A 17,558-nucleotide genomic window follows, 5' to 3' on the forward strand; every position below is an offset into this window, starting at 1 on the left:
TCGCGCTCCCGCGGCGATCGGGCATCGTCGCCGTTAAATGCTGTGCAAGAAAACTCACCAGGAAAGGAGTAGGGACAATGTCACAGTCATTTTCGCAAGCCGCATCTACGACTGCCTCGAACCGGCTGGTCAGCGCGACCACCTCGAAGGTCGCCCGCAAGCTGGTTCCGTTCCTGCTGGTTCTGTATTTCTTTGCCTATCTCGACCGCTTCAATGTGGGCATCGCTTCGCTCACGATGAACAAGGATCTGGGTTTATCCATGGCGGCCTATGGATTTGCCGCTTCCATGTTCTTCGTGGGCTATATCCTTTTCGAGGTTCCGAGCAACATCGTTCTAGGCAAAGTCGGCGCGCGTTACTGGATCGCCCGCATCATGATTTCGTGGGGCGTGCTGTCGTCCGCCATGGTCCTCGTGCAGGGTGAGACCAGCATGGCGGTTCTGCGATTTCTGCTGGGTGTGGCCGAAGCGGGCTTTTTCCCCGGCATCGTCGTTTATCTGACGCAATGGTTCCCGAGGTCGACCCGGGCCGGAGCCCTGGGCATGTTTGCGGTGGCCATGCCATTGGCCGGCGTCGTGGGCTCGCCCATTTCCGCCGTGATCCTGAACTACACCGATCATGTGCTGGGCATGCAGGGCTGGAAATGGCTGTTCCTGCTCGAAGGCTTACCCTCGGTACTGCTTGGCATTGCCTGCCTGTGGCTGCTGCCCTCGCGGCCCGCGGACGCAAAATGGCTGAGCGCCGCCGAGCGATCCGCCCTCGAAGCGGTGCTCGAAGCCGAGCGCAAGGAAACCGAGGCCGTGCATAAGTTTTCGCTGATGGAAGGCTTCATGACCCCGCGCGTGCTGATCCTGGCATTGCTGCTGTTCTGTCTGATCTGCGGCTCGTCCGGGTCCGGGTTCTTCCTTCCCCAGGTCATCAAGGATTTCGGCCTCGGTACGGTTCAGGTAGGCGTCGTGACGGCCATTCCCTATCTGCTGGCCGCGATCGCGACAGTCTGGTGGTCGCGCCAGGCGGACCGTCATCATGGGGGCATACGCTATGTGGCGATTCCCGCGGCCTTCAGCGCCGTCGGCTTCCTGATCGCGGCGACTTTCTTGCAGACGCCGTTTGTCGCCGTGATCGGTCTCAGCATGGCGTGCATGGGCATCTTCGCGACGTTCCCGGTTTTCTTCACAGTGCCCCAGACCTTCATGACCGGCCTCGCCGCCGCAGCGGCGATCGCGTTCGTCAATTCCTTCGGCAATATCAGCGGTATCGTGCTGCCCGGGTTTATCGGCTGGACACGCGACGTATCGGGTGGTTTTGCGCTGATGCTTTATATCCTGTCGGGGATTTTCGCTTTTGCCGTATTCCTGTGCTGGTGCTTCTCGGCGATCCATCGCCGGCAGCAGGCAGCGGATCGTCAGCAAGCGCTGGCATAGCACGAGAAGAGGTCGTCCGGCGCAACCGTGTAAGCGGGTTCCCAGCCTCGGGAGAGCAAGAGAGGCTGGTCCCGGTGCAAGCTCAATAGCGCTTCGCCTGCTCGGCGTTCAGTTCCTGGAAGCGGCCCAGCGAGAACTGATGCGCCGCCTGTTCCGCTTCGCCATAGTCGACCTTCGGACGCGGCTCGTCGTCGAAATTGCCGTACCTGTCTTCGCCACGCATCAGCATGGCGCTCAGCCTGACATCGCTCTTGCATCGCGACGAAGCCGGGATGTAGCTCAGCGCCATGCCGACACGCCGAAAATCGGACTCGTTCGGACCCGATGCGTGAATCAGAAACGTATCGTGCAGCGAGCACTGACCTGCCTTGACCGGCATGAATTCAGTACGAGACTTGTCGTACGGCACGTCGATGGTCTGCCCGCGCGACAGCAGAATATTGTCGGACTTGACCTCCGCGTGATGCAGCTGTCCCAGCTTATGCGAGCCCGGCACGACCTCCATGCAGCCGGACTCGATCGGCGCATCGGCCAGTGCGATCCAGACCGCAACCTGCGTGGAAGGGTCCAGCCCGAAGTAGGTCGCGTCCTGGTGCCAGCTGACGTAGGCCGGATCATGAGCATCCTTGGGCCACACCGCCATATTGAAGAGCCGGATATCAGGCCCGATCAGATCTTCCACGTAATCGAGAATGATCGGGTTATGAACAATTTCGTCGACCCAGCGAAACAGCAGATGCGGCTTGAAGTTGAAACCCTTACCTTTGCGCGGCGTGAAACCCTGCGCCTTGTTCTGCTGGTTCTGGCTGGCCTCGAATGCTTCCAGCTGATCCAGATAACCCTTCGCCTGCTCCTTGCTGAACACGTCCAGCGGATACAGGAAACCGTTGTCGTTGTATTTGTCGACCTGCGCTTGCGTTAATCCTTTCAGCATTGCCTTCTCCAAAAAAATGCCCCGTCGCGCGGGATGCACGGTGCGAGCACACTTCGTCATGACCGTTATACAGATCACTCTCCCCGACAATTTATTCCATATTTCGGAATTATTTATTCTATATTTTAAAATAAATGTCTCAGGTGTCAAGCAAACGCATTCCCTGACAGGAGACGTTGGGGGATGGGCGACGCGGGTTTCGTGGGGATGAAAGGAGAAGGTCCGGCTCGCCGCCGGGGGCTGCAACGTCCCGCCGGAGCAGGAAAAGATGGGGATCGGGAAGAACGTCCGGGACAGGCGTCAGCGGATCTGGCAGAGGGTGCCGACGTGCGGAGGTGGGGCATCGATCCCGACACGCCAGCGTGCCACGAAGCGCTTCTTCGCGCCATGACCGGGTGTCGGGTTGAGGGGAGTATGAGGAGAGGCTACCGAAGCCTCTGAAGCGGAAAAACGTGCGCGAAGCTCAGGACGCCGCCTGCTCGATCACCGGCTCGCATCGAATCGGAAAATTGACCGAGTTCGCGATATAGCACTTCTGATGCGCAACATGATGCAATGCTTCCGCGAGGCTGCCGTCGTCGCCGGCTCGAATCGTCACGCGCGGGCGCAGGACGATCTGCGTGAAACGCCCCTGTTCGGGGTCGTCCATCATCGTGCCGTCCGCCTCGTCCGCATACGCCAGCACACAGACACCCACATCCGCGCACAGATGCAGATACCACAGCTTATGGCAAGCCGAGGCCGCGGCTACCAGCAAATCTTCGGGATTCCAGCGCGCCGCGTCGCCGAGAAACGCGGCGTCGGCCGAGCCTGCGATATCGGGCTTCGCGCCCGCGCGAATCGTATGGTCACGGCCATAGTCGCGATATCCCGACGTGCCGCTGCCCTTGTTGCCGGTCCAGTCGACCGTCACGCGATACGTGTGCTTACCGTAGGCCATCGTGTTCTCCTCTGAAGTCGAAGCGTTGCAGCGCTGCATGTGAGCGCCGCCCTCATCGCAAATCAGAGCATACCGTGGAACACCGGCTCGACCGGACCGGTCAGCACGACGCCACCCCGCCCGTCCCATTGCACCGTGACCGGCCCGCCGTCGCATTCCACCTCGACGGTGTCGTTCAGCAGCCCACGCCGGATACCGCCGACCGCCGCGCCGCACGCGCACGAACCCGAGCCGAGCGGAATGCCGCCGCCGCGCTCCCAGATACGCAGCCGGATGCGGTTGCGGTCGATTACCTGAACGAAGTGGACATTTGTCCGCCTGGGAAAAGCGGATGCGCTTCGATCCGCGGACCGAGCGCGCCGACGTCTACGACCGAAAGATCGTCGACGAAAAAAGTGCAATGCGGATTGCCCATGCTGCAGGCGACGGGATCGCCTTCGAGCGGCAAACGGATCGTATCCACGGCCCACGCCAGCGGAATGTCGCGCCAGTCCAGCAGCGGTGCGCCCATCTCCACCGACACACCTCGCTGCGCGTGCCGGACGCAGGTGAGCAGGCCGCGCGTCGTGCGCAGCACGACCGACGCCAGGCCGCGCTCGCGCATCAGCAGATCGGCGACGCCGCGCGTGGCGCTGCCGCAGGTGTCGAGCGCGGAGCCATCCGCATTCCAGAACACGAGGCGGGCCGCGGCATCGTCGCAATCAAGCACGACCACGAGCTGATTGAAGCCGATGCCCCGCTGCCGGCTCCCGAGTCGGCGCGCCATCTCGCCCGTGATCGGGTCGTCCTGCCCGCGCCTGTCGACGATCACGAAGTCGTCGCCGTTCGCGTGCATCTTCAGGAACGGCACCGTCATGCAAGGTTCGTCGGAGCGGGATGCCCGGCCCGCGCATCCTTCGACGGATGCCAGCCCAACTCGCGTTTCGCCTTGCCGGTCGAGACGGCGGGGTTGTCTTCGGCGATGTTGTAGATGCCGCCTTCCGATCGCTTGAGGGCGAGGCACGCGGCCCGCGCCGCGTCGACGACGTGGACCGGGCTGACGCCCGTGGCCTGCTCCGCGCCCGTGCCGGGTCCGTACAGTTGCCCGTAGCGCAGCACCGTGCCGACGAGCGGCGCCGCCAGCACCTGACGCTCCAGCGAAACCACGCCGTTGATGGTGACATGACGGTCGCCCTGCGTGTCGACGTCGAGCGGAGCGGTCTCGTCGAACGGCATCGGGCCGGCGCGATACGCCCACGCGATACTCTGGGCGACGAGGCGCGCCGCCTTCACGGCGACGGCCGCCGCGACCAGATTGCGCGTGCCCTCGTCGCGGACACGAGTGTTGCGCCCCACGGCCTCGCGCATCAGTGTCGGGTTGAGCCCCGCGGGAAGATCGGTGAGCTGGTGGATCACGCTATCGGGCACGATGCGCGCGAACGCCTCGTCGAGCGCGTGCGCGTCGAATACGTCGAGCACGACCGGCGTCGCGCCGAGCGCTTCGAGCAGCGGCGCCCGCGCCGCCTGGCGCGTGCTGCCGTACACGGCGTAACCGGCCTCGACGAGCATCGGCACCAACGCCTGGCCAATCGCTCCCGTCGCCCCCGCCACGAACACTTTCCTGCTGGCCATTCTTTTCTCCTGGCAAAACCATTTCAACGACAATCCCGCCGTCAGGGCGAGCCATGCGCGGCAAACGGCGCGCACGTAGAATTCACCGTCATACGCGCTGCGCGCCGCCTGCCGAGTATAGGATCGGACGGGCTCGCGCGTGGGCCATAAAGGATGGTGCGAATTGGGCCAACGGCTGCACCGGCTCGCCTGTTTTCCTCGCGACGGGCGCTGCGACGGGCGCTGCGACGGTCGCAGCGTGGGTCACCGCGCGGTCACCATATAGGCAACATGGAAGGGACTGTGATCGATTTTCTGATTGAGCTGGGTCAGCACGGCACGCTGCAGCAGCGCGTCTACGAAGGCATTTATGCGGCGCTGCGCGACGGGCGTCTTCAGCCGGGACAGCGGCTGCCCGCTTCGCGCATCTGGGCCATCGAACTGGGTGTTCCGCGCAACACGATCCGCGAAGCCACCTCGGCGCTCGTGGCGGAAGGCTGGCTCGAAGCGCGCACCGGCACGGGGCTCTTCGTGCGCGACGTGCCAAGGCCGTCCGTTCGCGATGGCGAACCCGGCGCGGACACGCCGCACGACGTATCCGCTACCGCCGCGCCCGCCCGCCCCACGCCCGCGCTGTCCGCCTGGGCCGCACGGCTGCCCGCCGCGGAAGGGCTGCTGCCGGTTCACGCGCTATCGATCGACTTCCGGCTCGGTGCCGTTTCGTCGGGGGCGGAGCGGCTCTTTCGCTACCGGCGGCCAGGCGCGCTCGACGGAGACGCACGCGCCGCCCCGCTCGCCGCGTACGGCGACGCGGCCGGCGAGGCGCGTCTGCGTGAACGGCTTGCCGCCTATCTGCGCCAGTCGCGAGCGGTGCGTTGCACGGCCGACGACATCGTCATCACGAGCGGCTCGCATCAGTCGCTCGATCTGCTGTGCCGGTTGCTGCTCGACCCCGACCGCACGCTCGCGGTCGAGGACCCCGGCTATCCGGTGGCCGTGCATCTCGCGCGGCTCGCGGGCGCCGATGCGCTGCCGGTGCCGGTCGACGACGACGGCCTTGTCGTCGACGCGATTCCGGATGGCGTGGCCGGCGTCGTCTGCACGCCGAATCATCAGTTTCCGCTCGGCGTGGCGATGTCGCCGGCGCGGCGCGAACGGCTGCTCGCACGCGCCGCGCGCGCGCCGTTCTTCGTGATCGAGGACGACTACGACTGCGAGTACTATCAAGGCACCGCGCCCGCGCCGAGCCTGCAATCGTTCGACTCGCACGAACGCGTGATCTACGTGGGCTCGCTCTCGAAGATCCTGGCGCCGGGACTGCGGCTCGGCTACATCGTCGCGCCTCGCTGGTTGCGCGATCCGCTGCGGCACGCGCGCTGGATCGCCGATCGGCAAAGCTCCACCTATCTGCAGAATGCGCTGCTGACGGTCATGGCGAGCGGTGACTTCGCGACGCATCTGCATCGCATGCGCGCCGAATATGGCCGACGCCGCGCGGTTCTGCTCAGGGAACTGGAACGCACGCTCGGCGCATGGCTCAGTCCGCTGGCTTCGCGCTGCGGGATGCACGTGGCGGCACGCGTTCGCGGGCCGCAGGGTGCCGCGCCGCTATGCCGGATTGCCCGTGACGCGGGTATCGGAGTCTACGAAGGCCAGCGCTTTTCGATGACGGGAGCCGCATCGGACATCATGGTCTTCGGATTTGGCAACGTGACGGAAGCGCAGATCGTCGAGGGAACCGCGAGACTCGCCCATGCGTGGCGGCAGAGCGCCTGACGTTCTCCGGGTCGTCTCCGGGTCGCCCACTCAATGACACGGCAATGTCGTTCAGATCACCTTGCAAGCGCGTGCCTGTTCGATCCGATTCGCGGTACGGATAAATCGTCCCGCTTCATTTTTTGCCTTGCCTGAAGGCAGATCAGCGTCAACCGGCGGTCGCTCGTCGAACCATGCGATTGCGCTATTCACGTCGTATTCCTGCCGTTCGGCCAAGCTCCCGGCATGCACGCAATACACACTTGTGAACTCTTCACGCGGCGCCGCTTCGGTTGCTTTGCCCTACGTTGTCACCTAGAATTTTCGGCAGCGCCTTTTCAAGGATCGGATGACGTGGCCTCGCACAACGGAAAACCGGTGTCGTCGTTTGTTCCTCGGGGGATGCCCGGCCTCTGGGCCGTCCTGTTCGCGATCTGGATGATCGCCAATGCGTCGCTTGCGATCGAGCCCACGCTCGTCGGTCTTGCCATTACATGCGTCATCGCCCATGTCTTCGCCTCGTCGAGCGAAGCATGGCGCCGTCTTCGCATCAGGCCCGGCACGCTCTATCACTTCGTTGCCTATAGCGCGACGTTTCTCGTCGAACTCGTGCGCGCGAATCTCAACATGATGGCGTACGTCTACTCGCCGCGTATCGACATTCACCCCGGCATCGTCAAGGTGCGCACGCGTCTGGCGTCGCCGCTCGGCCGGCTCGCGCTGGCGAACTCGATTGCCCTGACGCCCGGTTCGCTCGTCATGGACATCCGCGACGACATCGTGTTCGTTCATTGGCTCGACGTGAAGACGACCGATATCGACTCAGCCACTCAAATACTTGTCACTCCTTTCGAACGACATCTGGAGAAAGTCTTTGGCTGAGATCATGTTGCAGATCGCCTCGGTGCTGATCTTCTTCGCGATCCTGTTCGGCGTGATCCGCCTCGTGCTCGGCAAGACGCTAATCGACCGGGTCGTCGCCATCGACATGCTCACGGTTATCTCGATCTCGCTGATCGCGCTTTACGCGCAGACCTCGGGCCGTTTCGTCTATATCGACGTCGCGCTCGTCTACGGTCTCCTGAGCTTTCTCGCCGTGCTCGCGATTGCACGCTTTCTCGAAAGAGGGCTGTGAGCCATGTTCGACCTGCTCCTGCTGCTGATATGCGCCAGCATTCTCGCGAGCGGCCTGCTCGCGGTCTGCCTGAAAAACCTGATGGCCGCGATGGTGAGTTCGGGGCTGGCGAGCCTGTTCGCCGCGCTGGCCTTTCTGCTGCTCGCCGCGCCCGACGTCGCAATGGCGGAGGCTGCCATCGGCTCGGGGCTCGCGACCTTCATCTTTCTCTACGCGATCCGCAAAACCGGCTATCAGAAGGGCTAGCGCATGTTCGAACTGGTCGGCAGCGTGTTCATCCTCGTGGGCGCCGTCTTTCTGTTCTCCGCGGGTCTCGGCCTGCTGCGCATGCCGGACGCGTATACGCGCATCCAGGCCGGCACCAAGGCATCGACGCTCGGCAACATGCTCGTGCTGATCGGTCTCGCGTTCTATCACCCGGACTGGACGTTCCGCCTGATTCTCGTCATTTACTTCGTGCTGGTAACGAACCCGGTGTCCTCGCATGCGCTGTCGCGCGCGGCATGGCTGATCCGCACGCCGATGGCTTCGGCCACGATGATCGACGTGCTTGCCGACGAAGCCGGGCGCGCCGCAAGGGAAGCGGAATCATGATGCGTCGCGCCGCCGCCGCACTGACCGTCGTGCTGTTCGCGCTGGTGTTCTGGCGCATCGTCGGCGGCTACACGGAATGGCAGGCACTGCGCCCGCTCGCCGCGCACTATGTCATGCGCGGGCCGCTCGAACTCGGCGCGCCGAACATCGTGACCGGCATTCTGATTGCGTATCGCGGCTTCGATACGGGCTCGCCGTGTGCGGACTGATCGTCACGTGCGCCGGCTTTCTCTACATGCTGCGCCTGCTCAACGGCATCTTTCTCGGTGCGCGTTCGCCGCAACGGCCCGCGGTCCGCGAGGCGCCGGTCATGCTGCTCGTGCCGCAGTTCCTGCTGGTGGTCGGCATTGTCGTTCTGTCGTTCTTTCCGAAGCTGCTGATCGAGCCGGTCTCCGCCGCAATCGACCCGCGGTTCGCGGCGACGCTCGTGTGGGGCGGCATGTCGCTCGAAAGCATCTACGGATTCTGGAACCCGACGCCGGTCGTGATCGTCGTGCTGATCGTGTCCGCGATCGTGCTCGGACTCGGCGTGCTGTTCTATCGCAACCGGCGCGGCAACGCGCGCAATGCGCCCGATTTCTACCACTTCTATCGGCCGCTGCTGGGCCGCACGGTGCCGCCGTTCGCGCAGATGTTCTGGCGCGGCGCGGCACATTTCGCGCTCGCCGCGGCGGCCCGGATACGCCGCATCTATACCGGTAACGGACAGACTTACGCGCTTTACGTGCTGCTCTATTTTCTCGTGATCTATTTCGCGAGCACGGGGCTGACCGGGGCCCGGACGTAGTCGGGAGGTATGGCCACGCCGCGCTCGTGATCTTCATGCCGTCATCACGTGACGATCGCAACCCCGCTTATCGCCTGTTTGTTGCTTCGAAGATTGACGGTTGCAGGCCTAGCTATCTCAAAATTATTCCAGTTTTCGAAACAGTGAGTTTGTGAATTAGGTATTTACCCTAGTGTTCCGTTCCCCTAAACTGCCTTCATCGCTGCAGACAAACCAGTTCGCAGCCGAACAAGATAAATTTGGAGGTAGGTCATGAAATCGCTCATTCAAGCTGTGGTTATCGCCGCTACTCTTGCTGCTCCGGTCGCTGTTTTCGCTCAATCGAACCAGCCCGTGACCCGCGCACAAGTCCGCGAAGAGCTGATCCAGATCGAAAAGGCAGGTTACAACCCGGCACTGTCGAACCCGAATGAATATCCGGGCAACATCCAGGCTGCCGAAGCTCGCGTTGCCGCGCAAAACAGCGCAGTTGGCGGTGTGAACAGCGGTTCGTCGCAGCAAGGCCACGCAGCCCAGTAAGCCATCAGTAATCTGTCCGGTAGCCGGAAAGAAGAATGGCTGTAGCCGTACCTGTCGGAGCGCTCTGCCGTTAGTGCTTCGACCGTTTCCCCTGCTGGCCCGCCATCGCGGTTGAATGCGATGGCGGGCCAGTTCCGTTTCAGGGCGGCCTTGAACCCGCATGCCTCGCACGCCTCATTAGCAGCACCCTGTATGGCTGCGTCCTGTCACGGCTGGATGCTGGCGCCCTTGATCTGCGCGGCGGTGAAGTCGGTGGCGGCCTTCTGCAGCGCGAGCGTCTCCAACTGCTGACGCAGCATCCCCTGCGCCTGGTCGAACGCCGGAACCTGTGTCGGGCGCTTCGCGTCGAGCTTGACGATCGTCCAGACATTGCCCACCTGGAACGGCTGCGGCGTCATTCCGCCCACCGGCAACTGCGCGATGGTCTGCGCAAGCGCCACCGGCAAACCCTGCGTCCTGCCCTCGGTCACCGGCACCGGGAAACTGACCCACGGCATCTCGCCGCCGCTCTCCTTGCTCGGCGCCACGCTGTACTCTTTCGCCAGGGCCTCGAATGGCTGGCCCGCCTTCAATTTATCGACGACCTTTTTCGCGGTCGCATCGTCGCCCACGGTGATGATGCGCGGCTTGAACTCGTCCTTGCCGAGCGAAGCGACGATGGCGTCGTAACGCGCCCTCACCTGAGCGTCCGTGACCGCCTCGGGGTGAATGCTGTCCTTCAGATACAACTGGATCTCGGTGCTGACCTTCGCCGCCGCCGGCGCCTGCCGCACTTCCGGCTTCTGATCGTAGTGGGCCTTCTCCGCGTTCTGCCGCAGCACCTCGCGCGCCACCAGCCCGCTGCCGAGCAGCTGGCGCAATTGCGGTGTGTCGGGCTGCCCGGTCTTTGCCGTGACCGTCCGCACGGCGTCGTCGAGTTCGCTGCGCGCCACCGGCACGCCGTTGACGACAGCTACCGCGCCGGCGGGCAGGTTCGATGCGGGCGCATCGGCTGTATGCGTGATCTGCACCACGCCCTGGTCGATGTCGGCGACCTGTCTGCACAGACAGGCGCATTCGACATTGCAGACAGGCGGAAACAGCGAGCGACGGCGAGTGCCGTCATGATTCGCCATCGGCCGTCACCGGCGCTGATTGCACGGGTGAGTCTGGCGACAGGCTGGCAGTCCCTCGCCGCACCGCGACGAGGGTTCATGGCGCGAAGAGCTCGCGCCGTCGATATTCAAACTCGCGACAACGGCGTCACGCGGCACCCAGCAGACCACGGACCGCGAGATTGCGATACAGCGCCCGCACGCCGAACGTCCACGGTTCGATTTCCGTCGAGAGGCGCACGGTGTTGATCAGCGCGCCGAGTTGCGGCGTCGAGATCGTCACGCGATCACCGAGGTGATGCGTGAAGCCGCCGCCGGGCGCGTCGCGGTCCTTGATCGGCGAGAACATCGTGCCGAGGAACAGCATAAAACCGTCCGGATACTGGTGATGGCGGCCGCAGGTTTGCGCGACGAGGTCGGCCGGGTCGCGGCTGATCTCGCTCATATGGCTTACGCCGTCGAGCACGAAGTCGTCGTCGGCGCCTTCGACACGCAGCGACACGCTCGCGCTGCGCACCGAGTCGAGCGAGAACGTGTCGTCGAACAGACGCACGAACGGGCCGATCGCGCACGAGCCGTTGTTGTCCTTGCACTTGCCGAGCAGCAGCGCCGAGCGGCCCTCGATGTCGCGCAGGTTCACGTCGTTGCCGAGTGCCGCGCCGACGATGCCGCCGCGGCTATTCACCGCGAGCACGATCTCCGGTTCCGGGTTGTTCCACACCGACGCGGCGAGCAGGCCGACGTCCGCGCCGAAGCCAACCGCCGACATCGGCTGCGACTTGGAAAATACTTCGGCATCCGGACCAATTCCGACTTCCATGTATTGCGACCACGCATTGCGCCGTTCGAGTTCGGCCTTCAGCTTCATCGCGGCTTCCGAGCCTGGCCTGATCTTCGACAGGTCCGTGCCGATCGTCTGCGCTATCGTCTCGCGCACTTCCGTTGCCCTCGCCGGATCGCCGCCCGCCTGTTCCTCGATCACACGCTCGATCAGGCTGACCGCGAACGTGACGCCGCAGGCCTTGATCGCCTGCACGTCGCACGGCGCGAGCAAACGCACGGCCGGCACGCCGGCGCCAGCCAGATTCGCCTCGATCAGCTGCGCGACCGGCCCGAGCGATATGCCCGGCGTGCTGCGCGTAAACTGCGCGGCATCGTCGCGCTCGAACAGATCCGCGGTGGTCGACACCGCCGCAGTGATGTCGAACACCTCGCCGCCGCGCACGACGACCACGCAGGGTCCTTCGTGCTGTTCGGTCTTGCGCCACACGCGGCCGACGAGCAACGCGTCGTTCAGGTCGCCAGGAAGAAAGCGGGAAGGGGACGTTGCGGACATGGAACGGGCTCTTTCGGATAAGTGGGGAAACGGGCAAGACCGGACGTCGCATCGCCTGCGAAGCCCGGTCTTGTCACCTGCATGTCAATGCGAATGCCGCGGATTGCCACGCTCGGCAATCACCTTCAGATAGAGCGTTGCCGGTTCGAGACAGCCGCCGGTCGAAAGCTGGCCGACCGTCTTGCGATACAACTCCTGCCACGGCGTTTGCGCGGGCGGAATCTCGAACTGCATGGTTTCGCGGCGTCGCGCGAGTTCTGCTTCGTCGACCAGCACGTCGACGCGGCGCGAATTCAGATCGACATGAATGCGGTCGTTCGTGCGCAGCAACGCGAGGCCGCCGCCCACCGCCGCTTCCGGCGACATGTTCAGAATCGACGGACTCGCGGACGTGCCGCTCTGACGTCCGTCGCCGAGCGTCGGCAGCGAAGTGATGCCCTCGCGCACGAGCGCCGCCGGCGGTGCCATGTTGACGACCTCGGCGCTGCCCGGATAGCCGACCGTGCCCGCACCGCGAATCACGAGAATGCAACGCTCGTCGATCGCGAGCGACGGATCGTTGATGCGCGCGTGATAGTCCTCGGGACCGTCGAACACGATCGCGCGTGCCTCGAAGCTGTTTTCCGCGCCGGGCTCGCTCAGGTAGGTCTTGCGGAACGCCTCGCCGACCACCGACATCTTCATGATCGCGCTGTCGAAGAAGTTGCCCGACAGCACCATGAAGCCCGCGCCGTGCTTGAGCGGATCGTCCGTCGTCCTGATGACCTCGCGATCCGGCGTGGACGCGGCCGCTGCGATCTCGCCCATCGTGCGGCCCGACACGGTCAGGCATTGCTCGTGCACGAGGCCGCCCTTCGCAAGCTCGCGCATCACGGCCGGCACGCCGCCGGCGCGATGGAAGCTCTCCCCGAGATATTCGCCAGCGGGCATGCAGTTGACGATCAGCGGCACCTGTTCACCGACTCGCTGCCAGTCGTCGAGACTCAGTTCGACGCCCATGTGCCGCGCGATCGCGATCAGGTGCGGCGGACAGTTGGTCGACGCACCGAGCGCCGACGCGACCACGATCGCGTTTTCAAAGGCTTGCTTCGTCATGATCCGCGACGGCCGCACATCCTCGCGCACCAGATCGACAATGCGCTTGCCGGTCACGTAGGCCATCTGGCCGCGCTCGCGGTACGCGGCCGGAATGCTCGCGCAGCCGGGCAGCGACATGCCGAGCGCTTCGGCAAGGCTGTTCATCGACAAGGCCGTGCCCATCGTGTTGCAATGGCCGATCGACGGCGAGGACGCCGTGGTCAACTCCATGAAGCCTTCGTAGTCGATCTCGCCGGCCGCGAGCAGATTGCGCGCATGCCAGATCACGGTGCCCGACCCGATGCGCTTGCCGTCGTGCCAGCCATCGAGCATCGGGCCGCCGGACAGCACGATCGCCGGCATGTCGACGGTGGCCGCCGCCATCAGGCAGGCGGGCGTGGTCTTGTCGCAGCCGGTGGTCAGCACCACGCCGTCGAGCGGGAAACCATGCAGGATTTCGACGAGGCCCAGATACGCGAGATTGCGGTCGAGCGCGGCGGTCGGCCGACGGCTCTGCTCGGCGAGCGGATGTACCGGAAATTCCATCGGAATGCCGCCCGCGTCGCGAATGCCGGCCTTCGTGCGTGCCGCGAGCTCGATGTGATGCCGGTTGCACGGCGCGAGGTCACTGCCCGTCTGCGCGATGCCGATGATCGGCCGGCCCGATTGCAGTTCTTCGCGCGTCAGACCGTAGTTCATGAAACGCTCGACGTACAGCGCCGTCATATCCGCGTGCGCGGGATCGTCGAACCATTCCTGGCTGCGCAGCCGGCGTGGGTTGGATGCTGACATGATGCTTCTCTCTGTCCTGAGGGTTACCTGGGCGTGTATAGTTACCGGTAACATATAGGTTCGTCGATGTTACGCGTGGCGTGGCATCCGAACAACCAAGGGATATCCCTGGCTGCTTATGTGGCCCTGCAAAGCGCCTCGTGATTCAGGAGCCCCGGCGATGCCGTACGGCGCCGCTACGCCTGCGGCCTGCGTACCGGCTCAGGTATTTTCAGGCGCTTTCACGCGGAATCACCGTGAAGTCGATCTTTACCGCTTTCCTATGCGGCTCACGCCCGGCCTCGCGATCGGCCAGCGCGGCGAGCAATGTCTCGCCCGCCCGCAAGCCGATTCCGTATGCGTCCACTGACACGGTCGTCATCGTCGGCTGGCAGCACCACGACACCTCGAAGTTGCCGAAACCGGCGATGGCGATATCGTCCGGCACCGACAGCCCGCGGCGATGGCACTCCATGATTGCGCCGAACGCCGACATATCGCTCACGCACATCACGGCCTCGGTATCGGGCCACGTTTCGAGCAAGGCACCGAGCGCCGGCGCGCCATGACTCATGGTGATCGGCGAATCGCCGAGCCGGATCACGCGCGGCGCGCCGAGCCCGAGCGCCTTCATTTCGGCGACGTAACCGCGCATCCGGTCAAGGCCGCGTCGGTCGCGTTCGCTCTCGCCCGCGATAAAACCGATGCGCCGATACCCGCGTTCATGCAGATGCCGGAGCATCGCGCGCGCCGCCGCCGAGTTCGAAAAGCCGACGGCCGTATCGATCGGATCGGCCGGCAAGTCCCACATCTCGACAACCGGGATGCCGGCGCGCTGCAACAGCATGCGCGTCGCCTCGGTATGCCGGCTGCCCGTCAGCGCGACGCAGCGCGGCTGATGACGCAGCATCGAACGCACGAGCAGTTCTTCCTGGTCGAGACGGTAGTCGGTGTCGCCGAGCAGGAGCTGCAAACCGTGCGGGCTCAACGCGGCATTGAGCCCGCGCACCGTGTCCGAGAAGTTCGAGCTCGACAGCGACGGCACCAGCACCGCGACGAACTCCGAGCGTCCCGACGACAACGCGCCCGCCGCCGCATCGGCGACGTAGCCGAGTTCGTCGATGACCTTCATGACCCGCTCGCGAGTCGTCTGCGACACGCTGCGTCCCGCGAGCACACGCGAGACGGTCATCTTCGAAACGCCCGCGCGCCGGGCAACATCGGACATGCGGGGCGGAACAGGTGGCCTGGACGTCATGGTGTGGCGCGGGGCGAGTACGCGAAAGTCACGGAACGCACATCATACCTGGCGACGCTCACCGCCGGCCCGATTCAAAACGCCCGCACTTCAAGGCTCAAGGCTCTGGCTCGCCGGAACCGGCCTGCTCGAGCGCATTGAGTTCTTCCTCAGCATCTTCGGGCTGCCCCGCTGCGGTTTCATGTGTACGCGGCGGCGATTTGACGACCGCCGGCGGCAACCTGCCGATGCCTTCGTCGATACGTTGCAGCAGATACGGGAAGAACGGATTCGACGCGATGCGAAACATCGAGTCGAGCGTCAGAATCAAGGTGCCGCGTTCACCACGTGGCGCGAGTGTGCCGAGGTTCTCGTTGAAGTTTTCCGAGTCGTCCGGCGCAATGCCGTACAACGCATCGGTGATCGGGAACGGAATCGCGACGTGCGACAACGAGAAGATGTCCTGAGGATAATCGATGTCCAAAGGCTGCACGCGCGTTTGCACTTCGCCCGCATAGACGCTGCGCTCGATCATATGTGCCGAGTCCGGCGACGCATTGGCGATGACCGTCGTGCGATAGTTCTGCGGACCAATGCGCAGCAGCCGCGACAGCGCCGTATAAGACGCGACGCGCAGGAAAGTCCTGAAACGCACGCTGCGATTGACGTCGAACAGGACGACCTCGCTGCCGTTCTCGGGAAGCTTGTCATAGAGCAACGACATCACCGCGGGCGTGCTGACCGTGAAATCGGTCACCGACTGGAACGTGAGAATCGGCGGCAACGTAGCAAGCCGGTTCTCGCGCTCGAGCCTCGCAATCTGCTCCTGAATGACGCTCGTGAGCAGATACGACTGCCGCGCGCCATTCACCGGGAACGAGTTGTACTTGAACGGATTGAACTCCGGCACGATGCCAAGCCATGCGGCGCGCTCGAATGCCGGCAATATCGCCGGCAGTCCCGCGAGACCGGCAAAGCGCGCATAACGCGTCACGCCGATCATCGGTGAAATCAGAATGACGCGAGTCGGACGCGTAAGCGCCGGGTTCTCGATCGCATCCAGTGCATATTGCAGCGCCAGCGCGCCGCCATTCGAGAAGCCGACCAGTTCGAGCGGCTTGTCCGGGCCGATACGCCGGCGCGCTTCGCGCACTGCAAGCCGGGTGGCCGCGGCCCATTGCTGCCAGTGAACGTCGGTCAACCCGGCCGGCACGGTGCCGTGCCCCGGCAAGCGGATGCCGATCGCGACAAAACCGCGATCACGATAGTTGCGTGCGATATGCCGCAAGCTGTACGGCGAATCCGTCATGCCATGCAGCAACACCACCGCGCCAACGGGCGGCCCCGACGGTTCGAGTATGTATGAGTGATTCCAGTCGTAGGCAAAATGCGGCGGAAAGATCGGCGAGCCCTCGTAATACCGGTTTGCCGCAACGCGCTCGGACGGCTTCAGCTTTTCGACGACATTGACGCGCACGTCCTCGAAAATGCGCGCTTCCGCTTTCATATAGGCGTTCCAGTCGCCGGTGTCCATCTCTTCCGCGGTCATTTCGCGCGGCACATAGGTATGCCAGACCGACAGCGCCGGACCGCGCTGCGAGTACCATGCGCGCAGACCGAGTGCGAGTACGGCCGACAGAATCACAACCCATGCACTTATCTTGATGACCTTCAGCGACGTGCGTAGCATTCGTGTTCTCTTGATGAAGGTTGCACCGCAACGCAGACTGCTGTCCGCGTCGGACGCTGAGACCGTCGTGTCGACGGCGTTCCGGTCTGGATATCCTAAGGTCTTTTAATCATCCGTTCAAACTCTATGGCCGTTGCACGGCAGGCACTGCCGGATGATTAGCATAACGACCTGAGGTGCGCGGCGATGCCGCAAGCGCGAATGAAACAGGCCGATCAGATCGACGCGCTGCGCTATCCGGAATTCGACGCGAGGAAAACTGCACGGAATTCCCGCACTCATCGTGGGGAGGTCGTGGGGAAGTTGTGAAGGAGCCGATGCAACGAACACCTTTCAGCGGCATGGAAAAGATCGACTCGCCCGATGACTCGCTCAATCGGATCAAGCCATCCGGTTCATGAATAAAGTACGGGACGCGATACATGCCGCGTCCCGTACACCCCTGCTCATCGTTCCATTAGCGGCCGCGCATATTGCCGGCCACACCGCCCGCCGCACCGCCGATGATCGCGCCGGTCCAGGCATCGCCACCCGAGATCGCCGCAATCCCCGCTCCCGCGCCGGCGCCGAGCGCGGCGCCGCTCATCGTTCCCTGCGCCTGCGGGCTCATGTCCGTGCAGCCGATCATCGCAACCAGCGTTCCGATGCTCACGATCCATCCAAGTCGTTTCATGA

At 64.0% G+C, this 17,558-nt stretch carries 19 protein-coding genes and 1 pseudogene; 9 read left to right on the top strand and 11 right to left on the bottom strand.

Translation table 11 applies throughout. The features are described from left to right. The first annotated feature begins 77 nt into the window (after nt 1-77). On the top strand, nt 78-1,424 hold the full coding sequence (locus F3J20_RS00775; protein ID WP_167281402.1) for an MFS transporter: 1,347 nt from the start codon (nt 78-80) through the stop codon (nt 1,422-1,424). An 82-nt stretch (nt 1,425-1,506) separates the two neighbouring features. On the opposite strand, the gene F3J20_RS00780 is transcribed toward F3J20_RS00775, so the two are convergent. The 4 genes and pseudogenes from F3J20_RS00780 to F3J20_RS00795 all read right to left on the bottom strand — a co-directional run bounded on the left by F3J20_RS00780 (nt 1,507) and on the right by F3J20_RS00795 (nt 4,909). Next, complete coding sequence (locus tag F3J20_RS00780; RefSeq protein WP_167037524.1) at nt 1,507-2,358, bottom strand: phytanoyl-CoA dioxygenase family protein; 852 nt, start codon at nt 2,356-2,358, stop codon at nt 1,507-1,509. Nucleotides 2,359-2,821: 463 nt separating this feature from the next. Further along, nucleotides 2,822-3,298: an OsmC family protein gene (locus F3J20_RS00785; protein WP_167281404.1), complete on the bottom strand. Its 477-nt coding sequence runs from the start codon at nt 3,296-3,298 to the stop codon at nt 2,822-2,824. Nucleotides 3,299-3,360: 62 nt separating this feature from the next. Beyond that, nucleotides 3,361-4,154, bottom strand: a pseudogene (dapF, locus tag F3J20_RS00790) (diaminopimelate epimerase). Next, entirely contained in the window at nt 4,151-4,909 is a 759-nt protein-coding gene (locus tag F3J20_RS00795; protein WP_167281405.1) for an NAD(P)-dependent oxidoreductase, read from the bottom strand. The pseudogene dapF and the gene F3J20_RS00795 overlap by 4 nt, the downstream one beginning before the upstream one ends. A gap of 282 nt (nt 4,910-5,191) precedes the next feature. Between F3J20_RS00795 and F3J20_RS00800 the strand changes: the two genes are divergently transcribed. Further along, a complete protein-coding gene (locus tag F3J20_RS00800; protein WP_167281407.1) occupies nt 5,192-6,664 on the top strand; it encodes a PLP-dependent aminotransferase family protein in 1,473 nt (490 codons plus the stop codon). Between the two features lie 51 nt (nt 6,665-6,715). On the opposite strand, the gene F3J20_RS00805 is transcribed toward F3J20_RS00800, so the two are convergent. Continuing rightward, nucleotides 6,716-6,856, bottom strand: a complete 141-nt coding sequence (locus F3J20_RS00805; RefSeq protein WP_167281408.1) for a hypothetical protein — start codon at nt 6,854-6,856, stop codon at nt 6,716-6,718. Between the two features lie 141 nt (nt 6,857-6,997). Between F3J20_RS00805 and F3J20_RS00810 the strand changes: the two genes are divergently transcribed. From F3J20_RS00810 to F3J20_RS00840, 7 genes are all read left to right on the top strand, one after another. Beyond that, nucleotides 6,998-7,525, top strand: coding sequence for a Na+/H+ antiporter subunit E (locus tag F3J20_RS00810; protein WP_167281410.1), 528 nt, complete (start codon nt 6,998-7,000; stop codon nt 7,523-7,525). Further along, the gene (locus F3J20_RS00815; protein WP_167037540.1) at nt 7,518-7,778 is read left to right on the top strand and encodes a monovalent cation/H+ antiporter complex subunit F; all 261 of its coding nucleotides are present in this window, start codon (nt 7,518-7,520) and stop codon (nt 7,776-7,778) included. The genes F3J20_RS00810 and F3J20_RS00815 overlap by 8 nt, the downstream gene beginning before the upstream one ends. 3 nt (nt 7,779-7,781) lie before the next feature. Next, nucleotides 7,782-8,024 carry a hydrogenase subunit MbhD domain-containing protein gene (locus F3J20_RS00820; RefSeq protein WP_167037545.1) on the top strand — a complete coding sequence of 81 codons (243 nt, stop codon included), beginning with the start codon at nt 7,782-7,784 and terminating at the stop codon, nt 8,022-8,024. Between the two features lie 3 nt (nt 8,025-8,027). Further along, the gene (gene mnhG, locus F3J20_RS00825; RefSeq protein WP_167037548.1) at nt 8,028-8,372 is read left to right on the top strand and encodes a monovalent cation/H(+) antiporter subunit G; all 345 of its coding nucleotides are present in this window, start codon (nt 8,028-8,030) and stop codon (nt 8,370-8,372) included. After that, nucleotides 8,369-8,581: a hypothetical protein gene (locus tag F3J20_RS00830; RefSeq protein ID WP_240162660.1), complete on the top strand. Its 213-nt coding sequence runs from the start codon at nt 8,369-8,371 to the stop codon at nt 8,579-8,581. The genes mnhG and F3J20_RS00830 overlap by 4 nt, the downstream gene beginning before the upstream one ends. Then, nucleotides 8,569-9,159 (top strand): hypothetical protein, encoded by a 591-nt coding sequence (locus F3J20_RS00835; RefSeq protein ID WP_240162661.1) that lies wholly within the window; start codon nt 8,569-8,571, stop codon nt 9,157-9,159. Before F3J20_RS00830 ends, F3J20_RS00835 begins: the two co-directional genes overlap by 13 nt. Before the next feature lie 252 nt (nt 9,160-9,411). Beyond that, nucleotides 9,412-9,678 carry a DUF4148 domain-containing protein gene (locus F3J20_RS00840; RefSeq protein WP_167037559.1) on the top strand — a complete coding sequence of 89 codons (267 nt, stop codon included), beginning with the start codon at nt 9,412-9,414 and terminating at the stop codon, nt 9,676-9,678. 206 nt (nt 9,679-9,884) lie between these two features. Here the strand turns inward: F3J20_RS00840 and F3J20_RS00845 are convergent, their stop codons facing one another. From F3J20_RS00845 to F3J20_RS00870, 6 genes are all read right to left on the bottom strand, one after another. Continuing rightward, entirely contained in the window at nt 9,885-10,793 is a 909-nt protein-coding gene (locus F3J20_RS00845) for a peptidyl-prolyl cis-trans isomerase (protein ID WP_167037562.1), read from the bottom strand. A gap of 127 nt (nt 10,794-10,920) precedes the next feature. Next, complete coding sequence (locus F3J20_RS00850; RefSeq protein ID WP_167281411.1) at nt 10,921-12,108, bottom strand: fumarylacetoacetate hydrolase family protein; 1,188 nt, start codon at nt 12,106-12,108, stop codon at nt 10,921-10,923. 84 nt (nt 12,109-12,192) lie between these two features. Further along, nucleotides 12,193-13,977 carry an IlvD/Edd family dehydratase gene (locus tag F3J20_RS00855; protein ID WP_167281413.1) on the bottom strand — a complete coding sequence of 595 codons (1,785 nt, stop codon included), beginning with the start codon at nt 13,975-13,977 and terminating at the stop codon, nt 12,193-12,195. A gap of 211 nt (nt 13,978-14,188) precedes the next feature. Further along, the gene (locus F3J20_RS00860) at nt 14,189-15,184 is read right to left on the bottom strand and encodes a LacI family DNA-binding transcriptional regulator (RefSeq protein ID WP_167037571.1); all 996 of its coding nucleotides are present in this window, start codon (nt 15,182-15,184) and stop codon (nt 14,189-14,191) included. A gap of 127 nt (nt 15,185-15,311) precedes the next feature. Further along, nucleotides 15,312-16,883, bottom strand: a complete 1,572-nt coding sequence (locus F3J20_RS00865) for an alpha/beta hydrolase (protein WP_167037574.1) — start codon at nt 16,881-16,883, stop codon at nt 15,312-15,314. Between the two features lie 457 nt (nt 16,884-17,340). After that, nucleotides 17,341-17,556, bottom strand: a complete 216-nt coding sequence (locus F3J20_RS00870) for a YMGG-like glycine zipper-containing protein (protein WP_167281415.1) — start codon at nt 17,554-17,556, stop codon at nt 17,341-17,343. Between the last annotated feature and the right edge of the window lie 2 nt (nt 17,557-17,558).

It is taken from the genome of Paraburkholderia sp. Cy-641 (genome assembly GCF_011752945.1).
Lineage (GTDB): Bacteria > Pseudomonadota > Gammaproteobacteria > Burkholderiales > Burkholderiaceae > Paraburkholderia.

Coding starts and splice junctions, on each gene's coding strand:
- F3J20_RS00845 (WP_167037562.1), bottom strand. CDS start 10,793: ATGGCGAATCATGACGGCACTCGCCGTCGCTCGCTGTTTCCGCCTGTC.
- F3J20_RS00785 (WP_167281404.1), bottom strand. CDS start 3,298: ATGGCCTACGGTAAGCACACGTATCGCGTGACGGTCGACTGGACCGGC.
- F3J20_RS00870 (WP_167281415.1), bottom strand. CDS start 17,556: ATGAAACGACTTGGATGGATCGTGAGCATCGGAACGCTGGTTGCGATG.
- F3J20_RS00795 (WP_167281405.1), bottom strand. CDS start 4,909: ATGGCCAGCAGGAAAGTGTTCGTGGCGGGGGCGACGGGAGCGATTGGC.
- F3J20_RS00775 (WP_167281402.1), top strand. CDS start 78: ATGTCACAGTCATTTTCGCAAGCCGCATCTACGACTGCCTCGAACCGG.
- F3J20_RS00865 (WP_167037574.1), bottom strand. CDS start 16,883: ATGCTACGCACGTCGCTGAAGGTCATCAAGATAAGTGCATGGGTTGTG.
- F3J20_RS00855 (WP_167281413.1), bottom strand. CDS start 13,977: ATGTCAGCATCCAACCCACGCCGGCTGCGCAGCCAGGAATGGTTCGAC.
- F3J20_RS00850 (WP_167281411.1), bottom strand. CDS start 12,108: ATGTCCGCAACGTCCCCTTCCCGCTTTCTTCCTGGCGACCTGAACGAC.
- F3J20_RS00860 (WP_167037571.1), bottom strand. CDS start 15,184: ATGTCCGATGTTGCCCGGCGCGCGGGCGTTTCGAAGATGACCGTCTCG.
- F3J20_RS00840 (WP_167037559.1), top strand. CDS start 9,412: ATGAAATCGCTCATTCAAGCTGTGGTTATCGCCGCTACTCTTGCTGCT.
- F3J20_RS00780 (WP_167037524.1), bottom strand. CDS start 2,358: ATGCTGAAAGGATTAACGCAAGCGCAGGTCGACAAATACAACGACAAC.
- F3J20_RS00830 (WP_240162660.1), top strand. CDS start 8,369: ATGATGCGTCGCGCCGCCGCCGCACTGACCGTCGTGCTGTTCGCGCTG.
- mnhG (WP_167037548.1), top strand. CDS start 8,028: ATGTTCGAACTGGTCGGCAGCGTGTTCATCCTCGTGGGCGCCGTCTTT.
- F3J20_RS00820 (WP_167037545.1), top strand. CDS start 7,782: ATGTTCGACCTGCTCCTGCTGCTGATATGCGCCAGCATTCTCGCGAGC.